The organism is Aeromonas schubertii, from assembly GCF_000820105.1.
GTDB classification, from domain to species: Bacteria; Pseudomonadota; Gammaproteobacteria; order Enterobacterales; family Aeromonadaceae; genus Aeromonas; species Aeromonas schubertii.
Map to the genome: position 1 here is coordinate 1 of NZ_CDDB01000029.1, position 16,263 is coordinate 16,263.

Sequence of the window (16,263 nt, forward strand, 5' to 3'; positions counted from 1 at the left end):
CCCCCGGCGCATTGCGCCCTACGGCACTCGCCCCGGCCCTCAGGGTAGGCGAAACCCCTTCGAGGACGCAGTCCTCGTAACCCCCCCGCCCCCCTGGTGACAAGGTTCCGTAAGACCCCGAACTGAGTTAGAATGTCCCGCCCACAAAAAACCTTAATAATCACAAAGTTAGTAAGGCTGTCATGAAAAAAATTCACGTTGTTGCGCTGGCCGTTGCGGCGAGCATGGCGCTGGCCGGTTGTGCCAGCGAATCCTCCAGAACCCTGGAAGTCGCCAAGGTCACCTCCTACCAGACCCCCTATCAGGGCACTCGTAGCCCGATCTCCGTCGGCAAGTTCGATAACCGCTCCAGCTACATGCGCGGCATCTTCGCCGATGGCAATGACCGACTCGGTAGCCAGGCCAAGACCATTCTGATCACCCACCTGCAGCAAACTGGCCGTTTCAGCGTGCTGGATCGCGCCAACCTGGAAGAGTTGCAGGCGGAAGCCGGGCTCAAGAAACAGGCCCAGGCCCTGAAAGGCGCCGACTATGTGGTCACCGGGGACGTCACCGAATTTGGCCGCAAAGCCGTGGGCGACCATCAGCTGTTCGGCATCCTGGGCCGCGGCAAGTCACAGATCGCCTATGCCAAGGTCAACCTCAACGTGGTTGACGTCACCACCTCTGAAGTCGTCTTCTCTTCACAGGGCGCCGGTGAGTTTGAGCTCTCCAACCGCGAGGTGATCGGGTTCGGCGGCACCGCCGATTACGACTCCACCCTCAACGGCAAGGTGCTCGATCTGGCCATTCGTGAAGCGGTCAACAATCTGGTCGCCGGCATCCAAAATGGTGCCTGGCAACCGGCTCGCTAAGGAGTAGCCCATGAACACACTGCGTCACGGGCTCTGCCTGGCCTTCGCCCTGCTGAGCTACGGCTGTGCCACCCCGCCCAAGCCCCTCTACAACTGGGACCAATACCAGAGCGCCGTCTATCAGACCCTCGAAGACCAGGAGAGCGGCGAGCAGATTGGTCGCCTCGAGGAGAACCTGCAAGCCGCCAACGGCAAGGGTGAGAAGGTGCCCCCGGGCTTCCACGCCCACCTGGGCATGCTCTATGCCCAGCAGGGGCGCGACGATCTCGCTCGCGAGCACCTCGAGAAAGAGAAACAGCTGTTCCCTGAGTCGGCCACTTTCATCAACTTCCTGCTCAACCAGAAGAAGGGAGCAACCCAATGAAGACGTTATGGATGGCCTTGATGGGCTCACTCTTGCTGGTGGGTTGCGCATCCCAGCAGCCGGGCTATGACTACGCCGCCTTCAGGGAAAGCCGCCCCACCTCGATCCTGGTGTTGCCGCCGGTCAACCACAGCCCGGATATCAAGGCCAGTAACAGCCTCATCTCCCAGAGCACCCTGCCGCTGGCCGAGTCGGGCTACTATGTATTCCCGGTGGCCCTGACCAACGAGACCTTCCGCCAGAATGGCATGACGGTCGCCGAAGAGATCCAGGCTCTGCCGGTCAACAAGCTGCATCAGATCTTCGGCGCCGACACCGCGCTCTATCTGGACATTACCGAATATGGCACCAGCTACATGGTCATCTCGAGCGAGACGGCGGTGACCGCCAAGGCCAAGCTGGTTGACCTGCGTAACGGGAAAACCCTCTGGGAAGGCACAGCCCGCGCCTCGAGTGCGGAGCAGCAGTCCAACAGCGGGGGCGGCCTGGTCGGCATGCTGATCGTCGCCGTGGTCGACCAGATCGCCAATACGGTGCTGGACAAGGGTCACGACATCGCCGGCATCACCAGCGCGCGCCTGCTCAGCGCCGGTACGCCCAATGGCCTCCTCTATGGTCCCTACTCGCCGAAATACCAGGCGCAGCAGTGATGACCCTGGCGTAGCGCAGACGCGGCCTGCCGCGCCTGACGACCCACGACAAAAACCCCCTCGTCACTGAGGGGGTTTTTATTGGTGCGACACGGCAAGAGCGGGATGTGCCTATTCGAGCGGTGCCATCAGGTGCTGGTAGGGGGTGCCCGACCACATGATGTAGGGGGCCGAGGTGTCGGGGTCGGCGCCCTTGGGGTATTGATCGTAGAAGGCGTCCTCCGCGCCGACGATCATCACGTGGGGCCCGGTCTGTAACCAGTGGTTGTCGGCGCCGGGCTTGGCGGCATAGGGGTCGGTGTTGCTGGCATCCGTGCCCCCCTTGAGCATGTACATAAAGCCGATCTTGCCCTTGGGCGGCGTCTCGTGGTTGATCCAGGCGTGGGCCCAGGCCAGGGCGGCCGCGTCCATGCACATGGGATCCGGCCCCGGCGTGGCCGGGTTGTCGGGCATGCAGGTAAAACCGTTGCTGCCCTCGCGCAGGGTGCGCATCTTGCCGTCGGCCCCCATGGCGACGATGGCGGCCGCGGCACCGACCTTGGCGGGGGCCGCCGCCATGGCGCTGGCGATCATCGCCTCGTCGGTCATGGCCGGCTCATCGGCGGCCTGCGCCGCACCGGCCAGCAGTGCGGTGAGCACGCCCAGGGTAAACATCTGCTTGCACATCATGTCTCTCTCCCGATTGGTTGGGTAACACGGGATCACGCACGGCCGACTACCATGGCGGCCGTGCTGCCGGGCAGCAGCTGTCTGGTGGGGGGGACGGGAGTGATCGAGGCTGGCGCGGTGGATACGGGGCTCGCATCGCCTGCGTCGCCTGTCTGACTATAGACCCGCCGCTCGGTGACGCAAAAAGGGTGGCATATGGGGCCTCGCACCGCGCTGGCGGCGCTCGCGCCATTTCTTTTCTCGCGATTGTTTTCAGCCACTTACGGCACTAATCTTGACCATATCCTCGCAAGGAAGGAACGGTGCGCGATGAAAGAGGTCACGGGTGGCACAGCCGGTGAATCCGGTTGCAGATTGTGTCTCGAGGAGGCCAGGCTCGAGTTTGATTTCTCCATGGCCTTTCAGCCGATCGTCAACTGCCGGCAGAAAACCCTCTTCGGTTACGAGGCGCTGGTGCGCGGGCTGAATAACGAGCCGGCACACACCATCATCTCGCGCATTACCGATCAGAACCGCTATCTGTTTGACCAGCTCTGCCGCACCAAGGCGATAGCCCTGGCGGCCCGTCTCCAGTTGCAGCAGATCCTCAGCATCAACTTTCTGCCCAACGCCGTCTATCGGCCGGAGCGCTGCATCCGTACCACACTGCAGGCCGCCAACGAGCACCACTTTCCCGTCGAGCGCATCATGTTTGAAATCACGGAAGACGAGCGGGTCAGCGATAACCAGCACATTCGCGACATCATAGAGTACTACCGCACGCGGGGCTTCATCACGGCCCTCGATGACTTTGGGGCCGGCTATTCCGGCCTGAACCGGCTGGCCGACTTCCAGCCAGACATCATCAAGCTCGACATGCACCTGCTGCGGGGGGTCGATGATGACCCAAGGCGGCAAGCCATAGTGCGCCACAGCGTGGCCATGTGCCGCGAACTCGGCATCACTGTGCTCGCCGAGGGGGTCGAAACCCGAGAGGAGCTGGCGTGCCTGCAGACCATGGGGGTTGACCTGATGCAGGGGTACTTCTTCGCCAGACCAGGCTTCGAGACGCTGCCGCCGGTGGACTTCACCCGGCTCTGACTCACCCACAACAACGGCGCCCGAAGGCGCCGTTTTTTGCTTTCCACGTCAGTGGCTTAACCCGTATAGGCCGGCAGCCACCCCACCATATTCAGCAAATGGAAGGCGGCGGTCAGCACTCCGAACAGGATCACCAGAACAATCATGGCCATGCCACCCGGGGCACGAAACCCGGTCTCGTCCCGGCGACTGGCACGCACCTTCCATACCAGCAGCGGCGGAATGATACAGGTCCACAGGGTCGCAACGGCCCCGGCGTAGCCGATAGCCACCAGGAACCCGAACGGGAACAGAAGCGAGAGCACCAGCGGCGGCAGGAAGGTCACCGCCCACGACTTGCTGCGACCAATCCGGCTGTTGTCGAACTTGAAGAGATCCGCCAGGTAGTCGAACACACCGAGGCCTACGCCGATAAAGGAGGAGAGGATGGCTGCCATGGAGAAGGCGTTGAGCGCGCTCGCCACCGCCTTGGACTCGATCACAGAACCGAGGGCCTTGAGCAGGGCATCCACGTTACCCCCCTGTTCGATCACCGGGCCAAACTCGCTGCGCGGCAGGTTGCCGAATACGCTCAGCAGCCAGATGGTATAGAAGGTAAGGGCGATGGCCGTCCCCCCCAGAATGGCACGGCTGGCACGGCGCTCCTCCCCGTAATAGGCACGCATCGACGACACCGAGTGGTGATAGCCGAACGAGGTGAGGGCCACCGGCAGCATCACCAGCGCATAGGGGGCATAGCTGGCATGCTCACTCATACGGTCAAACAGCAGGTCGGGGCTTATCTTCATGGAGAGGCCCGAGATGCCGAAAGCAAAACTCAATCCCATCAGGATCACCAGCAACACCGAGATACGGTCCACCGCCCGGGTGGAGTGCCACACCAGAGCCGAGAAGGCCAGGGTAAAGAGCACCGAGGCGACGTGGCTGCCGAGCCCCGTCATCTCCTGAATGATGAGGCCCGATGAGGTGATGTAGGCGTAAAGCAGAATGCCGCCGACGAAATAGACGCTCAGGTTGTTAAGAGCGTTGACCTTCTCCCCCAGCAGGTCCCGGGTCACCGTATCGAAGGAGACCCGCAGGGGATAGCCGCGGTAGGATTCAAGCAGCATCCAGCCCGACACCGTCATCACCACCATGGTCAGCACGATCGCCAGGGTCGACCACAGCGTCCAGGCCCCCGCTCCCGCACTGGGCAGCCCCAACATACCGGCCCCGACACAGACGCTGGCAATGATACATGCCCCGCCCACCACGGATGGTTTCTGTTCCATCTCCCTGACTCCTTGCCATTCGATTGCGATGATGGGGTGATACCCCGGCCCTGAGGGCACTAATGAAAACGGCAGCCACCGGCTGCCGCGTCAGGGGACTTTACCCTGCCTCCCCTTGGGTATCAAACCGGATCGCACACCTATACTCCTCTCATCACATTTGAAGGAGTGAATCATGGACAGGAAGTTTGTCGTCTGCGCCCTCAGCTATGCCTTGCTCGGCATGCTGCTCGGCATCCATATGGCCGCCAGCCAGAATCACGGCCAATTTGTCACCCACGCTCACATCATGCTGGTGGGATTCGTGGTCTCCTTCATCTACGCACTCTGCCACCGGCTCTGGCTCGGTAACCCGACCGGCCGGCTGGTTCAGATTCAGTTCTATCTGCACCAGGGCGGCGCCCTGCTGATGGCGGTGGGCCTGTTCCTGCTCTATGGCAAGCGGATGCCCCCCGAGCAGATAGAGCCCGTGCTCTCCCTCGCCTCCCTGCTGGTATTGGCCGCCATGGCTATCATGCTCTACCTGTTCCTGCGCACCAGAAGCCTGCCCTAATGGAACCCTAAAAAATGGCGACCTCTACCAACAGAGGCCGCCCTTCCCCTTACCGCACAATGGTGGCCCACCCGATGAGGAGCACACCATGAAAGCCAAATTCAATCTCGCCCCACTCACCCTGCCCGTCACGCCACCCGAGCCACAGAGCGTGGCCCAGACAGAGCAACTGCAGGCTCGTCTGCCCGAGCTGGCCCAGCAAATTCGTTCCCAGCCCACCCCGACCCTGCGCCCGGATGGCTTTCCGCCCAGCTACCAAACCATGCAGCAAACCAACTTCGCCGCCCGCCACGGGGACTATCGACTCCACACGGGGGGAGATGTCTTCATTCATGCCACCCGGGAGCAAGGCCGTGCCGAAGGAGAGTTTCAGGGGGACAAGGTCCATCTGAGCGTGCATCCGGACCACCTGGATCGCGCCTTTGCCGAGCTGGGCCCCCTGCTCTTCTCGGGGGATAGTCCCATCGACAAGTGGAAAGTGACCGATCTTGCCAAGGTGGATCGAGACAGTCGGGTCGCCAAGGGAGCCCAGTTCACCCTCTACATCAAGCCGGAACAGGCAGACAGCCAGTATCAAGCCAGGGATCTCGGTCGGGTCCGCCACTTCATCGAGCAACTCGAGTCCAGCCTCAATCGGGCAGGGATCCCCCTGGGCGAAGCCCCCGCCTCTGATGTGGCCCCCCACCACTGGCACTACACCAGCTATCGCAACGAGCATCGCAGCGACCGGGATGGGAGCGCAGACCAAGCCACTCGTCTGAGAGAGGAGCCCGTCTACCGCCTGCTGACCGAATAACCCGGCTCAGTGGGAGAGATAGGGAAGGATATGGAGCAGATGGCGGCGCACCTCGAGGGGAGTCTGACTGACCCAGAGCCCAAGCAGGCCGTCAGCAAGCAGAGGCAACAGAAACAAGAAAAGAGAGAGCAACGCCAGCTGTAACGGCGTGCTCACCCTGCGCCGCTTCGTGCCAAGGTGCAGGGCATCGGCCCGTTTCGGGCAGGCCTCGATGCAGCGGCGGCAGTCGCTGCACTCCAGATTTCTCACCGCAATCACCTGATGCACCGCAATACGTGACGGGCAAGCCCGGCTACACCTGTCGCAGTCGTGGCCCAGGCTGCGCAGACAGCGGACCTCATCGCGGCGAACTCGCAAGGGTGAGAGCACCCCAAGCAGTCCCAGCCAGGCGCCATAAGGACAGAGATAGCGGCAGAATCCCTGGCGGAAGGTGGCGGTGAGCAGCACCACCCAACCCAGGCACAGGCCAGAGAGCAGGGTCAGGTTGAAGAAGAAGGCCCCCATCTTCATATCCGCCGCCTGGTGATAGGGGCTGGCGAGATAGCCGGGCAGGGCTGCTGTGGGTACCGCCAGCACGATGATGAAGAGCAAAAAGCCGAGCACCAACCACTTCTGGGCACGCAGCACCCCATCGAGCCAGCGCGGCGGGGTCCACTCCCCCGGTAGCAGGCGGCAGCGCAGCCGATGCAACCACTCCCCGAGCAATCCAAGCGGACAGGCCCAACCGCAAAAACTGCGCCCGATCAGCAGGGCCGACAGCGTGAGCACCAGCACGGTGACGGTGGCCGCAGGATGGTGCGGGTCGGTCATACCGAGCTGGCCCCAGGCCCTTAACCCCAGCCCCCCGGCGATGGGCAGGAAGGCATCCACCACGTCGGGACGGGCCAGCAGCGGCGTCTCACCCCGGCCAAACTGCCACACATAAATGAGGTACTGGCCCGCCACCAGCGCCCAGGAGAGCAGCAGCAGGTGGCGCATCCCCTCTCGCAGCCTCTCTGTGGTGGCTGGCCCGGCATGGGGGTGCCGCAGCCCTCGCCACCAGAGAAACCCGGTCACCAACGCCAGCGCACCCCAGAGCCAGAGATCCGCCGCCACCACCCAGGCAGCGATGACCAGCAGCAGGGCCGGCCAGACAGCCCAACCCCGCCGCTGTAACAGCCCCCAGGCCAGGGCACTCGCCCCGGCCGCCACTGTCAGTGATTCTATGGCGGTCACATCGCCTCCGGCTCCACAATAAGGTCCGGGCAGAATAACTAACATCTCAGAAGTTTGTTTTGATCTGACGCTCTCCCAGGGGTGAAACGCCAGTAGCCTGCCGCGCCCCCCCTCAAGGCAGGCGATGATGTGACGCAGTACCGGCGGCTCGTAGGTGAAGGCCAGTTCGGTCGCTATTCAACCGACAGGGCAGCATTAAAAAGGGAGCCGATGGCTCCCTTGTAATGCTTACCCCTTACGGCGCAAGTAAACCCCGGCTTCCATATGGTGGGCCCAGGGAAACTGGTCAAACAGGGCGAAGCGGGCAATCTCGTGGGTTTCGCCGAGCACGGCCATGTTCTCTTGCAAGGTCTCGGGGTTACAGGAGATGTAGAGGATATGGTCATACTCCTGGACCAGCCTGACGGTCGCCGGATCCAGTCCGGCACGCGGCGGGTCGACGAAGATAGTGTTGCAACGGTAGTCCGAGAGGTCGATCCCCTTGAGGCGGTTGAACTCCCGCTCGCCACGCATGGCCATGGTGAACTCCTCGGCCGACATGCGCAGTATGATGAGGTTATCGATGCCATTGGCGGCGATATTGTACTGGGCCGACTCTACACTCGGCTTGGCGATCTCGGTGGCCAGCACCCGCTCGAAGTTCTCGGCCAGGGCGATGGAGAAGTTGCCGTTACCGCAGTAGAGCTCCAGCAGATCCCCTTCGCTCTCGCGAGTCACGTCCCGCGCCCAGGTCAGCATCTTCTGGTTAATCTCGGCATTGGGCTGGGTGAAGCTGTTTTCTACCTGGCGGTAGGTGTAGCTGCGCCCCTCCACCTCCAGCACCTCATCCACAAACTCCTGCTCCAGACAGATCTTCTGCTTGTGGGCACGACCGATAAGCTGCAGCTCGAACCCCTGCTCGCGCAGGCTGGTACGCAGCGCCTCGGCGGCGGCCTGCCACTGCTCGTCGAGCTTGCGATGGTAGAGCAGACTGACGATCACCTGGCCGGAGCGGGTCGAGAGATAGTCGATCTGAAACAGCTTGCGGCGCAAAACGGGGTGAGGCTTGATCCCCTCCACCAGCCGGGGCATCAGATCGTTGATGAGGCGGCTCGCGACCGGGAACTGATCGACCCGGATACGTTGGCGGGTCTCCTGGTCAAACATGATGTGGTAGAGGTCATCCCCGTCGTGCCAGACGCGAAACTCGGCGCGCATGCGGTAGTGTTCGGCCGGCGAGGCAAACACCTCGAGCACGGGCGGTTGGAAGGCGGCAAACAGGGCACGCAGGCGCTCGGCCTTGGCGTCGAGCTGCTGCTGGTAGGCAGCCGGGGTGTGACTCATCGAATACCTCATGGACGAAGCCGAAAACGGGGTGGGCGCAAGCCCGAGGGGGGGATTTTAAGAGGCGAGTGACGGTTGTCCAGTTTTTTGTGGTCAAGATTTATCCAGACGCGCCGATAGCAGGATCACGGGGGCATGCGGGGGAGGATAACGCCATGCAAATCGACGGAGTGGGCAAGGGGGTCGCAGCCGGCACCGACCTTGCCAACAAGAGCAGGGAGAAGGGAGCTGCCAGGGCCGAATCGCCCAGGGATCAAGGTGACCAGGTCTCCCTTCATGGACGCCCCAGATGGGCGCAGGCGCTGGTGCAGCAGGCACTGCAATTCAGCCTCGAGATCAACGGCGGCCACTACCAGGCACCGAAGCAGACCGAAGAGGTCACGCCCGATACCCTGTTTGACTTCGAGGAGGTGGCCAAGAATGTGCTCTCCTTCGTCACCGGGAGACTGGGTGCCGCCCGGGCCGACGGCAAGGGAGATGACGAACTCGGCACCATGATGGAGCAGGCCCGCAAGGGGGTTGATATGGGCTTCGAGCAGGCCAGGAAGATGCTGGGAGACCTCGCCACCGATAACGAGGACATTAAAACCGGTATCGATCAGAGCTACAAACTGATTCAGGAGGGGCTCGACCAGTTCGAGAAGGAGTTCTTCGGCCAGGTCTCGGCGACCGACATGGCTGCCGCCCAGCTCGCCAGCCGGCAGCAGGGCTCCCTCGAGATCGAGACCTGGGACGGGGACAAGGTGGTGCTGCGCTTCAACGACAGTTGGCAATTCCAGGCCAGCAGCAGCGATCAGGGCAGCAAGGTGAGCTTCCAATACAGCCAAAGCTTCAGCTTCTCCCTGCAGGGGAACCTCAGCGAGGCAGAGACGGGAGCCATAGGCCAGCTTATCAAGGGGCTCGATACCCTGGCCCACTCCTTCTTCTCGGGCAATCTGGATGCCATCCCCGATCAACTGGGCGACCTGCAACTGGATGACAGTCAGCTGGCCAGTTTCAGCCTCAAGGTGAAACAGCAAAGCCGGGTCAACCTGGCTTACCAGGGAGATCACTCCCTGCAGGATCTGCTTAAACCCCTGGCCGACTACCTGCCCAAACTCCAGCAGTGGCAGAGTCAGGCCGACGAGGCACTGCCTCCCCCCAGCCAGCAGAGCCTCACCCAGTCGGTGCTAACGGCCCAGGGTCGGGATCAGGAGCAGCTCCAGCGCTTCAATGGCTTTAACCAGCGGATGCTCGATGCCCTGCACCTGATGGGTTGAACCGGTTTGCCAGCCCCCGACGGGGCTGGCACACTGGCTGACCACCCAGCAGCGATCCGATCCCATGAACCCGAAACGCCCGCGCGACAAGCGCGAACTCTGTTATCCCTTCATCTTCGAGACCCGGCTCCAGTGTGACTATGAGATAGCCACCGACGAACTCTGCTCCCAGGTCGGGGCCGTGATGGCCATGCTGCCGGCCGGGGTGGAAGAGGTGGCGGCCGATCTCGACCAACTGCAGCGACTCATCTACAACCTCAACGGCTCGGTACGCGGACGGCTCGGCATCTTCGAGAGCGACCTCGACTGGCTCAAGGGGCGTTACGACCACTATAACGAGGCCAACCGTGGGCGGGTGACCGGCTTCGTACTACCCCGTGGCCCCATGCCGATCCCGACCCTGCACCTGTGCCGCTGTGGCGCCAAGAAGGTGGTGCGGCTGCTGGTGCGGCTGGAAGAGGATGGCGTGGCGTTCGATCCCATCCTCTATCGTTTTGCCAATCTGTTGGCCAACTTTTTCTTCGTCCTCTGTGTCCACGTGAAAGGAGAGATGGGGATCCCCGAGGTGGAGTACGTCAGCATCAACTACTGACCGCCGGACAAAAGAAGAGGGAGGCGCCAGGCCTCCCTCTCTGCACTCGGTGCCAGTTACTTCACGGTCTTGACCGAGTGTCGGATGATCAGTTCTGGCTCGACGGTGAAGGACTCTACCGACAGCTCCTTGTTGCGGATCCGGCCCACCAGCTGCTGCACCGCCATCTGGCCGAGCTCGGCCTTGGGGTGGCGAATGGTCGTCAGCGGCGGGCTCGAGAAGCGCGCCATCTCCACGTCGTCATAGCCAACGACGGAGATGTCATCCGGCACCTTGACCCCGGCCTCCCAGGCGGCACAGATGGCACCGATCGCCATGGGATCGTCGAAGGCAAACACGGCGGTCGGCCGTGGGGTCAGGGCCAGGATACGCTGCATCTGGTCGAAACCACTCTGGCTCTCGTAGTCCCCCTCAAAGATGCGGGCCTCGGAGAGGGTGAGCCCCCGCTCACCCAGGGCATCGCGTACCCCGTCGAGACGCTGCTGGGTGGTCTGCTTGCCGAGCTGACCCGTGATGCAGGCGATATCTGTGTGCCCCTGCTCGAGCAGGTAGCGGGTCGCCATGCTCGCCCCGGAACGGGCGTTGTCATTGATGACGTTGGCGAAGTCGCATTCGGTACCCCAGTCGAGCACCACCTGTGGCACGTTCTTGTAGCTGCGCAGCATGTCGCGCAGGGTGCTGTCGATATCGGTTCCCAGTACCAGCAAACCATCCACCCGCTTCTCCATCAGCATGCGCAGGTAATGGCGCTGACGGGGGGGCTGGTTCTCGGTATTGCAGAGGATCAGGCTATAGCCCTGCTCGAAGCAGTAGGCTTCCACCCCCTGCACCACCTCCGCAAAGAAGGGGTTGGCACTGGTGGTCACCAACATGCCGATGGTCTTGGTCGAATTGACCTTGAGGCTTCGCGCCACCGAATTGGGGGCGTAGTTAAGCTCTGCCACCGCCTCAAGCACCTTCTGGGTAGCATCTTCGCTGACCCGACGAGTGTGATTGAGCACATGCGAGACGGTGGAGATGGATACGCCGGCTCGAGCGGCGACATCCTTGATGGTGGCCATCTCAGTCTCCTGAATGTCAAAGGCGGAACATTAGCAGATTTCCCGCATAAAGGCTTGATGTTCGCGGGAACTGCCAACGATTTTTCATGATTTGCCAATCTAGACCGGGGGGATCGTTTGCGCAAACTCTATTTGGCTAAAGTGGGAGCAAAATCAGACTCCTGGCTGGCGCGTTTTTATACTGCACATTAACATATTAACAACACAACTGTTTGCATTGGCGCCTAATGCAGAATATAAACCCACTCAAGTCTCAAATAATGACCCCTTACACTGGTTGAGTATGCTTTTGTGCTTTCAATTCAGCATCTTGAACCGCTTGTCCCCGCTACCGTCGGGATGATAGAAACAGGGTATGTCTGATCAGAGGGGATGTCGGTCGGACTTGAAATAATCAACTGATTAAGGGACGAATCGATGAATAATTGGAGCAGATCAGCCGTTCGCGCCGCCATTTCTATGGCCCTCTTTGGCGCCTCAACCCTTACCATGGCCGCCGATACCGTCAAGATCGGGATCGCCGGTCCGGTCACAGGCCCGGTGGCCCAGTATGGGGATATGCAGTTCACCGGTGGCCGCATGGCTGTCGAGCAGATCAATCAGGCCGGAGGCATCGCCGGCAAGCAGATCGAAGCCGTCATCTATGACGACGCCTGCGATCCGAAGCAGGCGGTGGCCGTCGCCAACAAGGTGATCAACGACGGCGTCAAGTTTGTGGTCGGCCACCTCTGCTCCGACAACACCCTGCCCGCCTCCGACATCTATGAGGATGAGGGCGTGCTGATGATCACCCCGGCCTCCACCAACCCCAAGATTACCGAGCGCGGCTATCAGCTGGTGCTGCGTACCATTGGTCTCGACAGCGACCAGGGACCGACCGCCGCCAAGTACATCATCGAGCAGGTGAAACCCAAGAACGTGGCCGTCATCCACGACAAGAAGCAGTACGGTGAGGGGATCGCCTCCAGCGTGAAAGCGGCGCTGGACAAGGCGGGTGTCAAGGTCGTGGCCTATGAGGGGATCACCGCCGGCGACAAGGACTTCTCCGCCCTGATCGCCAAACTGCAGAAACAGAACGTGGACTTCGTCTACTACGGCGGCTACCACCCCGAGCTGGGTCTGATCCTGCGCCAGGCTCATGAGAAGGGGCTCAAGGCCAAGTTCATGGGCCCGGAGGGGGTCGGTAACAAGGACATCTCCGCCATCGCCGGCCAGGGCTCCGAGGGGCTGCTGGTGACCCTGCCGAAGAAGTATGACCTGGAGCCGGCCAACGCCAAGCTGGTCGAGGCGTTCAAGGCCAAGGGCCAGGACTCCTCCGGTCCGTTCGTCTGGACCACCTATGCCGCCGTGCAGACCCTGGCCGCCGGCATCGCCAAGGCGGGTGATGGGGATCCGGCCGCCGTGGCGGCCGCCATCAAGGGCATGCCGGTCGACACCGTCATGGGCCAGCTCAACTGGGCCAAGAGCGGTGACCTGAAGGGCTTCGAGTTCGGCGTCTTCGAGTGGCACGCCGACGGCACCTCTACCCAGCTCAAGTAAGTCGCGCCAACGGGGTGGCTTCGGCCACCCCGATTCCAATCATCGGGCTCGTACAGGGAACGCAGTATGTCCGAACACCTCCTCTATTTTGTCCAGCAGTTGCTCAACGGGCTGACCATCGGCAGCACCTACGCCCTGATCGCCATCGGCTACACCATGGTCTACGGCATCATCGGCATGATTAACTTCGCCCATGGCGAGGTCTATATGATCGGCTCCTACGTCGCCTTCATGGTGATGGCCGCCCTCATGATGATGGGGATCGACAGCACAGTGTTGCTGCTCGGCTCCGCCTTCCTCATCAGCATCATCATCACCGGCAGCTATGGCTGGACCATAGAGCGGGTCGCCTACCGCCCCCTGCGCGGCGGCAACCGGCTGATCCCCCTCATCTCCGCCATCGGCATGTCGATCTTCCTGCAGAACCTGGTGCGCATGGCACAAGGGTCGCGAGACATCGCCATGCCTGCGCTCATCACCGGCGGGGTCGAGCTCGGTAGCGACAACGGCTTCCAGGCCTCCCTCTCCTGGATGCAGATCATCATCTTCGTGGTCACCTTCGTGACCATGCTGACCCTGACCCAGTTCATCGGTCGCTCGCGCATGGGGCGCGCCTGCCGCGCCTGTGCCGAGGACATCAAGATGGCAAACCTGCTGGGCATCGACACCAACGTGGTGATCGCCGTGACCTTCGTCATCGGTGCCACCCTGGCCGCCGTCGCCGGCGTGCTGCTCGGCATGTATTACGGGGTGATCAACCCCTATCTCGGCTTTATGGCCGGCCTCAAGGCCTTCACCGCCGCCGTCCTGGGCGGCATCGGCAGCATCCCCGGTGCCGTGCTGGGGGGCCTGCTGCTCGGCGTGGTCGAGGCGATGACCGCCGGTTATCTCAGCACCGAGTACAAGGATGTGATGGCCTTTGCCCTGCTCATCTTTGTGTTGCTGTTTATGCCGACCGGTATTCTCGGCCGCCCGGAAGTGGAGAAAGTATGATGAAACGTCAATTCATTCATGCCTGTATCGCCAGCCTGGTACTGCTGGTGCTCTCCTTCTGGCTGCTCGGCTTCAAACTGGAGACCGACGGCACCCGCCTGCTGGTGGTGAGCCGGCTCGACGTGTCACTGGCCTGGTTGCTGGGTGGTGCCACCCTGGTGTTCTGGTTCCAGATGCTGCGCGGCCAGATATCCAGGCTGTTCCAGGCCTCCATCAGCGGCTTCTCGGTCGGTTTCACCAAGCTGGTGCTGCCAAGCCCCGAAGAGGCACCAAAACTCTATAACCTCACCGCCGTGCTGGTACTGCTGTTTGCGGTGAGCTGGCCCTTCATGGCCTCCCGCGGCGCCATCGATCTCGCCACCCTGACCCTGATTTACATCATGCTGGGGCTGGGGCTGAACGTGGTGGTGGGGCTCGCCGGCCTGCTCGATCTCGGCTACGTCGGCTTCTATGCGGTCGGTGCCTACAGCTATGCCCTGCTCAACACCTACTTCGGACTGAGCTTCTGGGAGTGCCTGCCCATCGCCGGCCTGCTGGCAGCCACCTTTGGCTTCTTCCTCGGGTTCCCGGTGCTGCGTCTGCGGGGTGACTACCTGGCCATCGTCACCCTGGGCTTTGGCGAAATCATCCGCATCCTGCTCAACAACATGACCAGCCTGACCGGCGGCCCGAACGGCATCTCTGGCATCCCCAAGCCCACCCTGGGCGGTCTGGAGTTCAACCGCACCGTGAAGGATGGCGGCTGGGACACCTTCCATGAGTTCTTCGGCATCACCTACAACGCCAACCACAAGGTGATCTTCCTCTACCTGATGGCGCTGCTGCTGGTGGTTGTCACCCTGGTGATCATCAACCGCCTGCTGCGCATGCCGCTGGGGCGCGCCTGGGAGGCCCTGCGTGAAGATGAGATTGCCTGCAAGTCGCTCGGCCTTAACCCCACCATCATCAAGCTGACCGCCTTCACCATAGGCGCCGCCTTCGCCGGTTTTGCCGGCAGCTTCTTCGCCGCGCGCCAGGGCTTTATCAGCCCGGAGTCCTTCGTCTTTATCGAATCGGCCATCGTGCTGGCCATCGTGGTGCTGGGCGGCATGGGTTCCCAGATCGGGGTGGTGCTGGCCGCCATCGTGATGACGGTGCTGCCCGAGCTGGCCCGCGAGTTCAACGAGTACCGCATGCTGATGTTCGGCCTCTTGATGGTCTTCATGATGATCTGGCGCCCCCAGGGGCTGCTGCCGATGACCCGTCCGCATCTGGAGTTGAAGAAATGAGTACTCATCAGAATATGTTGTTGGAAGTATCTGATCTGTCGATGCGCTTTGGGGGTCTGCTGGCGGTCAACGGCGTGAACCTCAGGGTCAGGAAGGGGGAGGTGGTCTCGGTGATCGGGCCCAACGGGGCTGGCAAGACCACCATCTTCAACTGCCTGACCGGCTTCTATCGGCCCAGTGGCGGAGTGATCCGCTACCGAAACGAGGAGATACAGGGACTGCCCGGTCACCTGATCGCCCGCAAGGGGGTGGTGCGCACCTTCCAGCATGTGCGCCTGTTCAAGGAGATGACGGCGGTAGAGAACCTGCTGGTTGCCCAGCATCGCCATCTCAATACCAGCTTCATCGCCGGCCTGTTCAAGACTCCGGCCTTTCGCCGCGCCGAGCGCGAGGCCCTCGACCAGGCCGGCTTCTGGCTCGAAAAGGTGGGGCTCAAGGATCTGGCCAACCGCAGCGCCGGCAACCTGGCCTATGGCCAGCAGCGCCGTCTCGAGATTGCCCGCTGCATGGCCACCCGCCCCGAGCTGTTGATGCTCGACGAGCCGGCCGCTGGTCTCAACCCCAGGGAGACCGACGAGCTCGACGAGCTGATCGTCTCCCTGCGTGACGAGTTTGGCGTGTCGGTGCTGCTCATCGAGCACGATATGAAGCTGGTGATGGGGATCTCCAACCACATCTTCGTGGTCAACCAGGGCACCCCCCTGGCCGATGGCACCCCGCAGCAGGTGCGCGACAATCCGGCCGTCATCAAGGCCTATCTGGGCGAGTCGTAAGGA

The 16,263-nt window shown here is 62.0% G+C and carries 17 protein-coding genes; 12 read left to right on the top strand and 5 right to left on the bottom strand.

What is annotated here, in order from left to right:
- Positions 1 to 182: 182 nt before the first annotated feature.
- The 3 genes from BN1133_RS05920 to BN1133_RS05930 are packed head-to-tail and all read left to right on the top strand — an operon-like array spanning position 183 to position 1,868.
- Positions 183 to 854 (top strand): CsgG/HfaB family protein, encoded by a 672-nt coding sequence (locus BN1133_RS05920; protein ID WP_005350260.1) that lies wholly within the window; start codon positions 183 to 185, stop codon positions 852 to 854.
- Positions 855 to 864: 10 nt separating this feature from the next.
- Entirely contained in the window at positions 865 to 1,218 is a 354-nt protein-coding gene (locus tag BN1133_RS05925; protein ID WP_005350262.1) for a DUF4810 domain-containing protein, read from the top strand.
- The gene (locus BN1133_RS05930; RefSeq protein WP_050665626.1) at positions 1,215 to 1,868 is read left to right on the top strand and encodes a DUF799 domain-containing protein; all 654 of its coding nucleotides are present in this window, start codon (positions 1,215 to 1,217) and stop codon (positions 1,866 to 1,868) included. The genes BN1133_RS05925 and BN1133_RS05930 overlap by 4 nt, the downstream gene beginning before the upstream one ends.
- 111 nt (positions 1,869 to 1,979) lie before the next feature.
- On the opposite strand, the gene BN1133_RS05935 is transcribed toward BN1133_RS05930, so the two are convergent.
- Complete coding sequence (locus BN1133_RS05935) at positions 1,980 to 2,537, bottom strand: hypothetical protein (RefSeq protein WP_005350290.1); 558 nt, start codon at positions 2,535 to 2,537, stop codon at positions 1,980 to 1,982.
- Positions 2,538 to 2,846: 309 nt separating this feature from the next.
- On the opposite strand from BN1133_RS05935, the gene BN1133_RS05940 reads away from it, so the two are divergent.
- A complete protein-coding gene (locus BN1133_RS05940) occupies positions 2,847 to 3,617 on the top strand; it encodes an EAL domain-containing protein (protein ID WP_050665627.1) in 771 nt (256 codons plus the stop codon).
- Positions 3,618 to 3,673: 56 nt separating this feature from the next.
- Here BN1133_RS05940 and BN1133_RS05945 read toward each other — a convergent pair whose 3' ends face one another.
- Positions 3,674 to 4,888, bottom strand: a complete 1,215-nt coding sequence (locus BN1133_RS05945) for an aromatic amino acid transporter (RefSeq protein WP_050665628.1) — start codon at positions 4,886 to 4,888, stop codon at positions 3,674 to 3,676.
- 175 nt (positions 4,889 to 5,063) lie between these two features.
- Here BN1133_RS05945 and BN1133_RS05950 point away from each other — a divergent pair, with 175 nt between their 5' ends.
- Positions 5,064 to 5,441 carry a hypothetical protein gene (locus BN1133_RS05950; protein ID WP_050665629.1) on the top strand — a complete coding sequence of 126 codons (378 nt, stop codon included), beginning with the start codon at positions 5,064 to 5,066 and terminating at the stop codon, positions 5,439 to 5,441.
- An 88-nt stretch (positions 5,442 to 5,529) separates the two neighbouring features.
- Positions 5,530 to 6,237, top strand: a complete 708-nt coding sequence (ospF, locus tag BN1133_RS05955) for a type III secretion system effector phosphothreonine lyase (RefSeq protein WP_082177921.1) — start codon at positions 5,530 to 5,532, stop codon at positions 6,235 to 6,237.
- A 6-nt stretch (positions 6,238 to 6,243) separates the two neighbouring features.
- Here the strand turns inward: ospF and BN1133_RS05960 are convergent, their stop codons facing one another.
- Positions 6,244 to 7,452, bottom strand: a complete 1,209-nt coding sequence (locus tag BN1133_RS05960; RefSeq protein ID WP_050665630.1) for a 4Fe-4S binding protein — start codon at positions 7,450 to 7,452, stop codon at positions 6,244 to 6,246.
- Positions 7,453 to 7,680: 228 nt separating this feature from the next.
- Positions 7,681 to 8,775, bottom strand: coding sequence for a tRNA (uridine(54)-C5)-methyltransferase TrmA (trmA, locus tag BN1133_RS05965; RefSeq protein ID WP_169793533.1), 1,095 nt, complete (start codon positions 8,773 to 8,775; stop codon positions 7,681 to 7,683).
- 155 nt (positions 8,776 to 8,930) lie between these two features.
- Here trmA and BN1133_RS05970 point away from each other — a divergent pair, with 155 nt between their 5' ends.
- Both BN1133_RS05970 and BN1133_RS05975 read left to right on the top strand, forming a co-directional pair.
- Positions 8,931 to 10,034 (top strand): DUF5610 domain-containing protein, encoded by a 1,104-nt coding sequence (locus BN1133_RS05970; protein WP_050665632.1) that lies wholly within the window; start codon positions 8,931 to 8,933, stop codon positions 10,032 to 10,034.
- 64 nt (positions 10,035 to 10,098) lie between these two features.
- Positions 10,099 to 10,626, top strand: a complete 528-nt coding sequence (locus tag BN1133_RS05975) for a cobalamin adenosyltransferase (RefSeq protein WP_050665633.1) — start codon at positions 10,099 to 10,101, stop codon at positions 10,624 to 10,626.
- Between the two features lie 56 nt (positions 10,627 to 10,682).
- Here BN1133_RS05975 and BN1133_RS05980 read toward each other — a convergent pair whose 3' ends face one another.
- Positions 10,683 to 11,687 carry a substrate-binding domain-containing protein gene (locus BN1133_RS05980; protein ID WP_050665634.1) on the bottom strand — a complete coding sequence of 335 codons (1,005 nt, stop codon included), beginning with the start codon at positions 11,685 to 11,687 and terminating at the stop codon, positions 10,683 to 10,685.
- Positions 11,688 to 12,104: 417 nt separating this feature from the next.
- Here BN1133_RS05980 and BN1133_RS05985 point away from each other — a divergent pair, with 417 nt between their 5' ends.
- The 4 genes from BN1133_RS05985 (at position 12,105) to livG (ending at position 16,260) form a co-directional block, all read left to right on the top strand.
- Positions 12,105 to 13,226, top strand: a complete 1,122-nt coding sequence (locus tag BN1133_RS05985; RefSeq protein ID WP_050665635.1) for a branched-chain amino acid ABC transporter substrate-binding protein — start codon at positions 12,105 to 12,107, stop codon at positions 13,224 to 13,226.
- Between the two features lie 66 nt (positions 13,227 to 13,292).
- A complete protein-coding gene (gene livH, locus BN1133_RS05990; protein WP_050665636.1) occupies positions 13,293 to 14,219 on the top strand; it encodes a high-affinity branched-chain amino acid ABC transporter permease LivH in 927 nt (308 codons plus the stop codon).
- Positions 14,219 to 15,487 carry a high-affinity branched-chain amino acid ABC transporter permease LivM gene (locus tag BN1133_RS05995; protein WP_050665637.1) on the top strand — a complete coding sequence of 423 codons (1,269 nt, stop codon included), beginning with the start codon at positions 14,219 to 14,221 and terminating at the stop codon, positions 15,485 to 15,487. The genes livH and BN1133_RS05995 overlap by 1 nt, the downstream gene beginning before the upstream one ends.
- On the top strand, positions 15,484 to 16,260 hold the full coding sequence (gene livG, locus BN1133_RS06000; RefSeq protein WP_050665638.1) for a high-affinity branched-chain amino acid ABC transporter ATP-binding protein LivG: 777 nt from the start codon (positions 15,484 to 15,486) through the stop codon (positions 16,258 to 16,260). Before BN1133_RS05995 ends, livG begins: the two co-directional genes overlap by 4 nt.
- Positions 16,261 to 16,263: the final 3 nt, after the last annotated feature.